The organism is Brevibacillus laterosporus DSM 25, from assembly GCF_002706795.1.
Classification (GTDB): domain Bacteria; phylum Bacillota; class Bacilli; order Brevibacillales; family Brevibacillaceae; genus Brevibacillus_B; species Brevibacillus_B laterosporus.
Map to the genome: position 1 here is coordinate 2,362,467 of NZ_CP017705.1, position 11,533 is coordinate 2,373,999.

An 11,533-nucleotide genomic window follows, 5' to 3' on the forward strand; every position below is an offset into this window, starting at 1 on the left:
TCGAATCGTTTATAAAAAAGTTGCACCGTTTTACCCCTTTAGATATGATTATCTAAAGGGGTGCTTTTATGTCGAAAAGAAAAAGAACATCTGAGATTGAACAGTGGATTAAACAAGGTCGAGGGACCGGTATTGGAGTAGATTATAAACCTTGGTTAAAGATTCAAGATGTATCTTCAAAGGGTCGTTCAACTCGTTTAAAAGGAATAAAAACAAACAGACAGCATGAATTTCTGTCGGATTTAGAACGCAATTATTTTTATTTAACTGAGTATTCAAATTATATTGTTGATATCCGGGAACAATTTCCTTTACTACCGTTAGAAGAAACCATTGTTATTGCAAACGAGTTAGGTATAAATCATCCTACTGACCCTAAAACTGGTAGTCCGATTGTGATGACAACTGATTTTTTATTAACAGTTAATAAAGGACAGAATGTGACTGAAGTAGAAGGTAAGGCCAAGAGTAACTCGAGTTAATAGAAAATTATGTGTAGGCACTGAAGAACAGCAGTCTAGAAATATAATTCTTGAGGGCGAAAATCTTCAGGGGATGGTCACCTTGTATAAATATAGAGAACAAGTAGATTTAATTTTGACAGATCCACCGTATAATACTGGGCATTGATGATAATGAACTATTTCACTTAGGAATGGTGATGAATGAAGTATTTGGTGAGGAAAATAGAATAGGGATTATTAATTGGCAAAAGTCTTATTCTCCTAAAAATGATAGTAAGCATGTGTCAACGGCTGCAGAGTACGTATTGGTATATGCTAAAGATAAATCTATTGCTAAGACAGGGTTATTACCACGAGAAGATTCTACTAACTCGAAGTATAAAAATCCTGATAATGACCCAGAGGGACTCTGGAGAAGTAGTGATGCGACAGTGGCAACGGTTACAAACAAAGATAGCTATGCAATTCAGTCCCCTTTTACAGGGGGACTACACTATCCAGGTTCTAGGTCATGGACAAACCCTAAAAAATCAATGAAAAGGTGGTTAGAGGGTTGGGGCTCAACATATGTGGAAAAAAAATTAGATGATGGGCGAGTGAACGAATGATGAGAGGGATGGGAAAATGAGCGATACAAGGACCAAATTGATGCTGGATTTGCAAAGAATTGAGAAGGATGAGTATCAGTTACGCGAAGGTGAGCAGCATCAAGATTTCTTACCTTTGTTACTTCAATATATTGGCGATCCTCAGCCAGAATTACGGGATAACCTGATTTATCCGATGTTTTATATGTGGATTAAGGAAGAGAATAGGTTCAGTGGAGAGGAGTTGCGTAGCCTCTTAACTGTTCTGACTGATGAGAACCATTTGTTCTATAATATTGGCAGCGAGGATGATCAGTCAGTTTTTACAAGGACGTTCTCTGCCTTGCCTATCGCTTTGATTGTGCAACGCCACAGACAGAATCCATTTTTCAATCAAGCGGAAATTGAGCAAATAATGCATGCAATGATCCGTTATTATAAAGAGGAGAAGGATCTGCGAGGTTACCTTTCAGTAGGAGGCTGGGCTCACAGCGCGTCTCACGGTGCGGATGTTTTTGTCGAGCTGGTGCAGTGCGAGGAGAGCAGCGTCGCAATGCTGCGTGAGGTTCTTGTCGCTATTTCTAGCATGCTTCATAATGGTAGACACATTTTTAGCGATGAGGATGATGAGCGGTTGGTCAACATCGTGGATACGATGATTGACAAAGAATTACTTCCACATCAAGAAATCGCTGATTGGATTAGCGGCTTAGCGCAATGTTGCAATTTGCCGAGAAGTCGCAGTCAGGTGATTGCTCGCGTGAACAGCAAGAATTTTTTACGCAGTCTCTATTTCAGAAGGGGACAAGATAGCCGAGGGAATGAGCTTAACACTGTCATGCTTGGTACTGAGGCAAAATTGAACAGGTTTTCTATCAGTTAAAGGATTAGAGGGGCTGTCCCAAAAGCCATGGGAAATTGGCTGAGGGATTGCCCCTTTTTATGTACAAAAAGAAACCATCCTTTGGTAAAATGGAAGTACCACCCACCACGCACAAAAGGAGAGGCAAGTATTCCAGATTTACAAAAATTCCAGTGAGGGTTTGAACATCATTGATTACCAGACAGTAGAGATTGAACCAATTAAAAACAGCAAATTAATTTACGGTAAAACTGACTTTGCTAAGCTTGAATCGTATTTAATTAAATGGGGAAGGCCAACGAGTCTTACATAAATAGAAGATATTTCTTTAAGTTTCGGTATTATATAATAGCGGTTTCCAACATTCTTTACATGGTAATTTCTAGTGGTTTTACACTTACTTTTTTTCGATCTTATCATGTGTCACGGCAAGCCTAGTAATATCAACAAAATTGGTTCACGACTTTTTTATCACCCGACAATGTTGTTGTCTAATGACAATTCAGTCATGACCTAGAAACCTGTATTTTTTTAAACAAGGTTTTTGATATTAAAAAAAAGTAAGTTATTTCTCTAGATTAATATCGTTAGAGTGTGTTTCAATTTTCGTTTAGTTAAAAATGGCAGTCACAGAATTACTACTGTGACTGCTTTATAAAAGGTTGACCAAAGCCTTGGTTCTTTGTTTGACACCCTCTGGCATGTTCCTCCATTAAAGGGCGCTTTAATGGAGGAAATATCATAGAAATGATCAAACTTTTTTATAAAAGAATGATTCAATAAAATATATTAAGAGCGTGTTTTGATTAATCTTTTTTCAAAACACGCTCTTTCTTTTTGCTTGTTTATCAAGGCTATTAGTATTAATTTGATCAATCTTTATTCTAAAGCTACAATTTGTTGTGAGTTGTAATATAGTTTGTCACTGATAGGAATATATATTATCATCTGTAAGAAAAAATGAAATTGAAGTAAGACTACTTTAGAAAACCACAAAAATAATTAAAAATGAATGGCTTCGATCTTTCTTATCAAAGGTCGAAGCCATTAGTTGTTTAAGGGAATATTATTCGAAACTAAGTCCGTTAATCCGTTATCATGACCGAAGGAGTAGCTGTCCGCACGAAAATGATAGCATCAAAAGCTTTTGCTGGAATCATCTGTAAAGTATACATCTTTTCAATTTTTCCATACAATCCACTAAAGACTGCACCTATTGCACTGATGGGCTGAGTTCTATTCAGATATGCGGTGAAATTTTCATCATGTCTTGCCTTTGCAAAGTCCAGGAATCCATCCTTCATGTTTGTATGTGCAAACAGAACAGCTAGCCGATCTTCTCCACTATTTTTTACATAAAACTCTTTTCGCTCATTGGTAGTGGCCTCATTAGCAATGAAGGAGCTTTCGTAGAATTCACTTCCTATTGCGTAATATTGGTCCCCTAAGGTTTTTGCGAGATATGCTCCCATGCAGGTTGTCATTCCCATGGAAGTGGAGGTTTTTTCAATGTGTCCATTATGTCCTGTTATGAATATGTTTTCGCGACCGTAATATTTCTTTTCAAATGATAAAATCCATATCACTTTTGCCGCCATATAGTGATCACGGGTATTGTTATAGTTCGCATTTGTTCCGCGCAGTGTAGCGTTTTGCTTGATAGCCTCGGCAAAGGCTAGAGCCAGCTCATATTCTTTCGCAGAGCTTTTTGCGGTATAAACGGATTTGTTTTCTTTCATCCGCTCCATCAAGTTTTTAATATGGGAGAGCCCCTCCTGTACGTTGGCCTGCTTTTGATCATACACCGTTTTATCATTCAGATTCGTAAGTGCAATCTCATACTTGGAGGCAAGTGTCGGATCAACCTTTTTTAAATAGGAGAATAGCCCGTTTTTGTTATGGTCATAGCGTTGCATGTCAAAACCATAAAAATGAATTTTATCTTTTGCATCCCGATGCTCATTATAGGAGCGCATCCAAGATAGAAGGGCTGCCATTTCTTGCGTATTGTAAATCGTAAATCCGATTGCTTTTGCAGCATCTTGCGCAGTTCCGTTGCCTCCTAATATGTATTCATTGACCTTTTGTCCTCCGCCGAAATCACCTTCTATCGCAAATACGCGATATCCTTGTTTTTCCACCAGATACTTAAAAATATCTGACTTTAGCGTAGTAAATTGCTTGTTACCATGTGTAGCTTCTCCAAACCCGATGATGGTTTTCGAAGGAAGTTCCATTTTTGAAACAGGAACAAGGTTAGATTTCAATGACTGTTGTAACGTGTTGGGTGATTCAGAACGGAAACCCGTGAATACACTCATCATGATGAACAAGCTGATTACGATCAGGAGATTTTTTTTCATATCGTTCTCTCTTTCTAGAGCTGATCATTCGTTTTTAATTGGATGAAAGGTGACAATCGTGTATGTCATCTTCTCGCTCGGATTGATAAAACGTACAAGATTCATGTTGTGGTTTGTCTTACTATTTACACTATTATACTCCTTCCTGATGTCGTTTAACTACATTGAATTGATTTCGCAGTCCCCGCCCTTTACATCCTATCCTACCCGGCCGGAAACAGATTCGCCCATCTGGTGGAAAGTACAAACAGCAACTATTCTCTTACTTAATAGGCATGGGCAACTCGGAAGAAGATGCCAAAGACTATGTCCAAGCGGTATTCATAAGCGCATATAAGCATGTAGAGAAGTATGAAAGCTCGAAATCATTTTCGACTTGTCTGTTCCGTGTTGCCATCAATCATTGTTTGATGGATTGGCGCAAGAAGAAACAGTATGGGATGAATTACGTGAGAGTTTTGAGGCTGATAGCCCCAAGCCCGAAAATCATAGAATTTTAAGCAGAGCTGTAATTTTGAGAACTCTATGTTTAATGAACTTGTGTGTAGGGATACGTATTCTGGCTTATTCTGATTAATATAATTTTCTCAATAAAGAAGACATCGTTAAGGATGTAGTATCTGATGGAATGAATTTGCTCGGTTAAAATACAAACAAGCCTGGCAGAATGCTACCAGGCTTCTTCGTCAGAGCATACCCACCGGCTGGGAGTCCTTCCGAGAAACGATTCCTCGTTTTGCAGAGGGACACCTTACAGTGGGGAGTCATCAACGAATCTATAGTTGCCATTGATATCGACAACTAAAACTGCACGATGATCTTTGGAGAAAATAATCAGGTTTCCTCCCTTTAATGTGAACTTACATGTGCTACCAATGTGAGCTGCGCTTTTTCCTGATAACATTGTTGTGAATGCTTTAGGCTCTCCTACCTCCATACCAATTCCTCCTGATGCTGTAGGTGGCGAGTTATGACCTGGGTTTTTTAGTGAACCAGTTTTCCCATGTATATATGTCCATTTCCCATAAATCTTTTGCGTGTAATGAGATGTGAGATAGGTGCCTCTCACCTCACCAGACTGATATTTAGTCACTTCTTTTTCTTTTTCTGCTTTTTCTGGTACTAATGTGTTTTTATTTTCCTTCAAAGAGTAACTACCATCTGTATTAAGAATGACATTTTCTTCTTCCCCAGCAGGAACGATAATGCTATGCATGGTTACAGTAGTTATGCCCCCGTCAGAGTGAGTATAGCTATAAGTTTCTTCTATCGGCTGATTTAGTATAGTTTCTGTTTCTTGGATAGTTTGTCTACTCTCAATTTTTTGATTAATCTTTTCTAAAGCTAGTGACTGCTCAGAAAATATTTTGGGAATAGTTTTTTCCACATTTGTTTCTTGAGCCATAGCCATTGAGGGCAACATCAAAATAGCAGCCGAAAAAATCGCAATAATGGGTTTTATAATTTTTTTCATGATTTACCTCCATTTTTTAATAAATTATGGTAATAATAGGTATAGCTGTTTTTTTCCAAGGAGTGGTTGAGAAGATGATCCTATTTTTGATTGACTATTTGTTGAAGATATTTCTAATAAGTTTTGGCGTATATTTTTTACTGAATATTCTTCAGATTCTTCGACAAAGAAATTCTATAAGACAAAAGGGAAACGCTGAGCTTGTAAAAGTACTAAAAGATATTTCTAATGCTTTAGAAAAAAAAGAATAACTTTTTCTAACTAGGGTGCTTCTCAACGCTAAAAAACAGCTTGAGGAACACCTTGATTTGTTTTTCAAAGTCTTTAGTTGAGTATAAGGAATGATCTTCTAGATAAATCTTCATTACGAGTAACTTTTGACTAAATTCGATATCTTCTTTTTATGGGGTTGTGCTTCTCGATAACTTGTACATTCACATTTAACTAAAGGGTCTGAATTGCCCCATACTAGCATGATACCAGCCTCCTAGATGATCTTGTGTTTTGTAGTATGTGTAAATCCGAATGGCAAATTCTGATTACTTACCTCCTTTCATCTAATTCACAACACTCATCATTGATGTACTGTTTCTACTTATTTGCACCCTAATATTAACAACAAAATCAATTGATGTAAATAAATGTTAAAAAATAAACTTTTAAGCTTTTTTCCTAACATGGTTTGTTTTTCTAACAAAAAAATGATCCCCCATTTTACTTCAGAATGGGGGATCATTTTTTGATTTTATGCACCAATTTGGTCTGACATTTGCTTGATATATCCGGTATTTTCTTGAACAGGATGCAAGTTTGCACTTAACAATCCAAGGGTCATCATTACAGATAAAGATAAAATGGCAAGACGTTTCTTCACACGAAAACACCTCCGATCCAAATGTTGAAAAATAATAAATTCATAGTATACTCATTACTAATTAATGTCAATTTTTGAAAATTAAATCAATATTTGGAGTGATTTTGGTGAATGTGATTGGCAGTCAAATTAAACAAATCCGAATGAAACTAAATATGACACAAGGGGATGGGATATGCAGTCGTAGTTATATTAGTCAATTAGAAATGGGGTATTCATTGCCATTACCTGATCTACTTACCAAAATAGCTGAACGTTTACAAGTGCCTATGTCAGAGCTTTACGAAGACTGTAACCGAGAGGAAGTTATAAAAGTAAATATACATAGGAATATTCGTGGTCTTATTGCCAATATTGAGGTATGTGACTGGAAAAAAGCACACAAGTATCTCTTTCGGCTTTCTGACGTGCAGCTAAACCAAGAAGAAAAAAGTATCTATGTATGGGGCAAAGGTGCTCTTGCACGATCCGAACAACACTTCTACCAGTCAGCAGCATATTTTTTAGAAAGTATCGAACTAGTGAGAGAAGCAAGTGATCCTGATCCATTACTTCTTATTCGTCCTTTGACTTCGCTAGGAGAACTATATGCCTCCATTGAACAACCTGAAAAGGCTATTTCTCATCTATATGAAGCACAAAAGCTAGCCCTCCAGCATGACATACATGGAATACCTCTAGTTACTCTTTACTACGCCCTTGGATATATGCATGAAAGACTTGGTGAATACCACTCTGGCCTAGAAAGATTCCGGCAGGCTGAGAAATTAAATATAGGCTACTCGTCACTTTACAAAAGTGGAGACATTTATATGGGAATAGGCGTATGTTTGAGACATCTGAAGCAGTATGAAGAAGCAGAACAAGCTAACCGGAAGGCATTAAATATTTTAGAATATTATAATGATCCAAAAAAAGAAGCAAGAATCGCAGGGGTAAATAACAACTTAGGGATCATTTATAGATGTACAGAAAAATATGATCTAGCTATTTCACATCTTCAAAAAGCTATTGAGATCCATAAAAGAATTGGATCGATCCACTGGCTTAACAATTCATGTATCGAACTTGCCAAAGTGTATAATCAATTAGGGAGATATGAAGAAGCAAAGTCTATATGCGAGGAAGTCATTGTTAATTACACTACAGAACATATATTAGCTGAAGCCTACTTAACAATAGCAGACTCTCTTTGTCATGTAGGTGAAAAAAGCCAAGCACTGGATTCAATAGAAAATGCCTTAGCTTATTTTTCACGAAAAACAAATAACCGATTCTTTGTAAAAGCTTCTAGCTTGGCTACTAAAATGGCATTACTATTTGGGGAAGAAGTAACTCATATTTATGATAAATACTTAGCAGCTCCTGGTGTTAAATAACAATACCATTAACAACCTGCTCTGGAATACCTGGGCTTCTTATTTGATTGATAGAGTTCAACTTAAAAGTATACGAGAATGATTAAAGAAATTTTTTAAAAATAGTTGATTACCTTCTTAAGTCATTAATATAAAAAAGAGAGAAATATTCTCCCCTTTGTTACATTGAACTTCTAATAAGAGTTGCTATATACATGCTTTAAGTAAGGAAATATGTAAAGCGTTTTTTACCTGTTTCAAAATAACATCCTATAGAAGAGCTTTGTAATTTAAATGAATTCAGATCAAGAAAATTTGTTTAGCCCCAAAATGATGCTGGTATACACCTCCTTATCATAAATGGGATTTCACGGGCCTTTCATGTCTGACTCGTTACAGGAGATAAGCGGTAAATAAGAAAAAATAATTGTAGAATTAAAAATACGAACTACAGAAAGCGGGGATAAGCATGAAGGCAGTACCTTACTTCTCTCAATGGGAGTCCCGTCAGTTAGTATCGGACTTTTTATCCGGCAAATTACATCCTGCTGACGACCCCTTATGGCATCTGTCTGGCGCAGTTGACCGGGATGAATACGCTCATTGGAGCTTCCATATTTGTGGGATGGCCTGTTTAAAAATGCTGCTTGCGCATTGGCACAATCAGATTATTCCAACGATCGAACTGATGAAGCAGTGCCGGGATTATGGTGGATATGTTGTTCAAGAGGATGGGAGTATTAAAGGTCTGTTTTACCGTCCGTTTGTGTCTTTTATAGCCGAAAGATATGCACTCCAAGCAGAGGTTAAGGAGCATACACCCATTGAAGAGATTTATGATCTGCTTGATCAGGGGTATGTGTACATTGCTTCCGTTCATCCTACCATCCGTACGCCAGAGGTGACGCCGCCCAAGCAAGGAGGACATCTGGTGTATGTGTTCGGAAAAGATGCTCAACGTCAGGAAATTATCTTCCACAATCCGTCTGGAAACACTGCTGCAAGTCAGGAAAATGTTCATCTCAGCTGTGAAGTATTTTCACGTTTTTATGCCAAGCGTGGAATTTTGATTAAAGACTCCAGAGCATCTGTTTGATGCCCATTGACGAAGCGAGTGTATTGTAAGCTGGACAATTATTTGTGATTATGACGTATGATAATCGCTTTGCGCCTTTGAGTAGAATCAGTCATAAGCGGGGAAAGCTATCTACTCCGTTTTGTCGTATCTACAACTTAAAGCATTAATTTAGAACGTAATCTTTTGCTTACAAGTCGAGCGAAGAACAGGTATCTAATCCTGTGTAGTCTCGGCTTTTTTGTTGCATATAAATACAAAATTCAGACTAAATATTATGCTTTTTCAAAAAATACTCGTTAGATTTTATATAGAAACCCCCATAGTATTGATATTATCCCCTTTTAGTAGACAGTAAGAAGCAAGACCCCTTACTGTATTAACTAGGAGGGGAATTTTCTATGGGGGAAATTAGAAAAACATATTCAAAGGATTTTAAGTTAAAAGCCGTACGGCTTTATTTGAGCGGTGAACAAGGGTACAAAACACTTACAAGGGATCTCGGCATTAGTGACCCTTCTATTTTAAGAAGATGGGTTGATCATTATAGAAAGGAAGGTATACAGGGACTAGATGAAAAACGCGGGAGAACAAAAAATCCTCTTAGAGGAAGACCACGAATAAGGCCAGAGAGTACGGAGGAAGAGATAGTTCGATTACGTGCAGAGAACGAATTCTTAAAAAAGTGGCTAGGTCTAGAAAAGAGGTGAAACCGAAAGATAAATGCTGTTTTTTCGAGCTTATTAAAGAATTGTCTAAAAAGTATTCTATTACTTTATTGTGTAAAATTACGAAAGTATCTCGTAGTGGTTTTTACAAGTGGCTTTCTCGTGAGAAACACCCCACCTCAAAACAATTGGTAAATGAAAAATTAAGAGAAATGATCATGGAGTGTCATCAAGAGGTCAAAGGTATTTACGGGTATCCCCGAATAAAAGTGTGGTTATTTAGAAGGTACGGGCTAAAAGTCAATCATAAACGTGTGTATCGCATTATGAAGGAACTTGGGATACAAGCGCTAATCCGTAAAAAACGAAAATTCTTTGGGCGCAAAGAGAAGGTTGTCATCTCCGAAAACAAGCTGAATCGAAATTTTTGCGCCTCACGGCCAAATGAGAAATGGGCTACAGATATTACCTACATACTATTTAATGGTCGCCGTCTTTATCTGTCTGTCATATACGACATGTATAACAACGAAGTTGTTGCCTACAAAACAAGCAAACGTAATGATTTACGACTCGTAATGGATACCGTAAAATTAGCGATTAAAAAGCGGGATGTAAGCGGAGTCCTCCTACACAGTGATCAAGGATACCAGTACACCTCAAAGCAGTATAACCAGTTCCTTCAGCAATATAAAATCGTAGCAAGTATGTCTAGAAAAGGTAACTGTTTAGATAACGCCTGTATTGAGGGGTTCTTTGGGCATTTAAAAACAGAGTGTTTGTACCTTCATTCGTTTCAAACAGATAAAGAAGTGGAAGAAGCTCTTCACGGTTACATTAATTTCTATAATCAGCAACGGTTTCAATCTCGATTAAAAAACCTGAGTCCGATAGAATACCGAACTCAGGTAGCCTAGATGGGGCTTGTTTAAAGTTGTCTACTTGACAGGGGCAAGATCAGTATGACACGGTTAGTAAACAAAAAAGAACCTAACCAATGCTACTTATGAATGAGGCATGTCTACGTATTTCTTGGTCAACGTAAGTCCATTTTTGTTACTGGAACACCTCATAAATCGCAGAAATAAACCTCATATAGCAAAGAAAACATACCTTGACAACCACCCTCAAAATATTGATAATAATAATCGTTTTCAATTAAAAGAGGTGAGGAGTCTTACTGAATGAATTTTTTCCATTCTTTCAAGCAGCACATTTTTCCTTTTCTTGTTGTACTTATGAGAATTGCCTTTGGGGGAGGGTGGTTGTTAGCTGGGGTGACCAAGATTACTGATAAGGGCTGGTTTCGGGAGCCGAGTGTTTTTCTACAGGACTATTTAGAAGCGGCTTTAACGAAACCGAATGTACCTGAGTTTTACAAGGAGTTTATCAAGCACGTATGTCTTCCTTATGTTGATTTTTATAATTATGTCATTCCCATCGTTCAGATTGTAATTGGTATTTTGTTGATTGTAGGTTTGTGTACATTACCAAGCATTCTTATTTGTTTATTTATGCATATTAATTTCATTTTGTCAGGCAACATGAATCTGCTCAGCCTTGTTCTTTATACAAGTGCCTTTGGTTTATTGCTCAGCGGTTCACATACCTATTTGCTTAGTTTAGACCAATTGTTTAGACGCGTGCCTTCTTTTGCACAGAAGAGGATATCAAAATCCGATAATGTTACTCTGAATAACAGATCCTTGGTGAACTGATACGTATTGGTAAGTAAACTCCTGTGTACATTTCATTTCTAAAAAAATATTGACAGATTTTAAAAACTATTGAATAATTTGTTTTGAAAT

11 protein-coding genes and 1 pseudogene are annotated in these 11,533 nt (G+C 37.2%); 9 read left to right on the plus strand and 3 right to left on the minus strand.

Annotated elements, in window-relative coordinates:
- Positions 1-68: 68 nt before the first annotated feature.
- The 3 genes and pseudogenes from BrL25_RS11365 to BrL25_RS11375 form a co-directional block, all read left to right on the plus strand.
- A pseudogene (locus BrL25_RS11365) lies at positions 69-452 on the plus strand (TnsA endonuclease N-terminal domain-containing protein); the annotation flags it as partial.
- A 209-nt stretch (positions 453-661) separates the two neighbouring features.
- Positions 662-1,072, plus strand: coding sequence for a site-specific DNA-methyltransferase (locus tag BrL25_RS11370; RefSeq protein ID WP_018673566.1), 411 nt, complete (start codon positions 662-664; stop codon positions 1,070-1,072).
- A gap of 16 nt (positions 1,073-1,088) precedes the next feature.
- Positions 1,089-1,934: a DUF2785 domain-containing protein gene (locus BrL25_RS11375; protein ID WP_018673565.1), complete on the plus strand. Its 846-nt coding sequence runs from the start codon at positions 1,089-1,091 to the stop codon at positions 1,932-1,934.
- A gap of 1,064 nt (positions 1,935-2,998) precedes the next feature.
- Here the strand turns inward: BrL25_RS11375 and BrL25_RS11380 are convergent.
- Entirely contained in the window at positions 2,999-4,276 is a 1,278-nt protein-coding gene (locus BrL25_RS11380) for an erythromycin esterase family protein (RefSeq protein ID WP_018673564.1), read from the minus strand.
- Positions 4,277-4,551: 275 nt separating this feature from the next.
- Here BrL25_RS11380 and BrL25_RS26515 point away from each other — a divergent pair, with 275 nt between their 5' ends.
- The gene (locus tag BrL25_RS26515; protein ID WP_081621650.1) at positions 4,552-4,776 is read left to right on the plus strand and encodes an RNA polymerase sigma factor; all 225 of its coding nucleotides are present in this window, start codon (positions 4,552-4,554) and stop codon (positions 4,774-4,776) included.
- 251 nt (positions 4,777-5,027) lie between these two features.
- Here BrL25_RS26515 and BrL25_RS11390 read toward each other — a convergent pair whose 3' ends face one another.
- Both BrL25_RS11390 and BrL25_RS26245 read right to left on the minus strand, forming a co-directional pair.
- Complete coding sequence (locus BrL25_RS11390) at positions 5,028-5,750, minus strand: hypothetical protein (RefSeq protein ID WP_018673563.1); 723 nt, start codon at positions 5,748-5,750, stop codon at positions 5,028-5,030.
- 745 nt (positions 5,751-6,495) lie between these two features.
- Entirely contained in the window at positions 6,496-6,624 is a 129-nt protein-coding gene (locus tag BrL25_RS26245; RefSeq protein WP_018673560.1) for a hypothetical protein, read from the minus strand.
- A 74-nt stretch (positions 6,625-6,698) separates the two neighbouring features.
- Here BrL25_RS26245 and BrL25_RS11395 point away from each other — a divergent pair, with 74 nt between their 5' ends.
- From BrL25_RS11395 to BrL25_RS11415, 5 genes are all read left to right on the plus strand, one after another.
- A complete protein-coding gene (locus BrL25_RS11395) occupies positions 6,699-8,003 on the plus strand; it encodes a tetratricopeptide repeat protein (protein ID WP_155803075.1) in 1,305 nt (434 codons plus the stop codon).
- A gap of 448 nt (positions 8,004-8,451) precedes the next feature.
- Entirely contained in the window at positions 8,452-9,078 is a 627-nt protein-coding gene (locus BrL25_RS11400; protein ID WP_018673558.1) for a C39 family peptidase, read from the plus strand.
- A 380-nt stretch (positions 9,079-9,458) separates the two neighbouring features.
- Positions 9,459-9,767: a transposase gene (locus BrL25_RS11405; RefSeq protein ID WP_099327224.1), complete on the plus strand. Its 309-nt coding sequence runs from the start codon at positions 9,459-9,461 to the stop codon at positions 9,765-9,767.
- Positions 9,764-10,642 (plus strand): IS3 family transposase, encoded by an 879-nt coding sequence (locus BrL25_RS11410; RefSeq protein ID WP_236848055.1) that lies wholly within the window; start codon positions 9,764-9,766, stop codon positions 10,640-10,642. The genes BrL25_RS11405 and BrL25_RS11410 overlap by 4 nt, the downstream gene beginning before the upstream one ends.
- A 267-nt stretch (positions 10,643-10,909) precedes the next feature.
- Complete coding sequence (locus BrL25_RS11415) at positions 10,910-11,443, plus strand: DoxX family membrane protein (protein ID WP_018672068.1); 534 nt, start codon at positions 10,910-10,912, stop codon at positions 11,441-11,443.
- Positions 11,444-11,533: the final 90 nt, after the last annotated feature.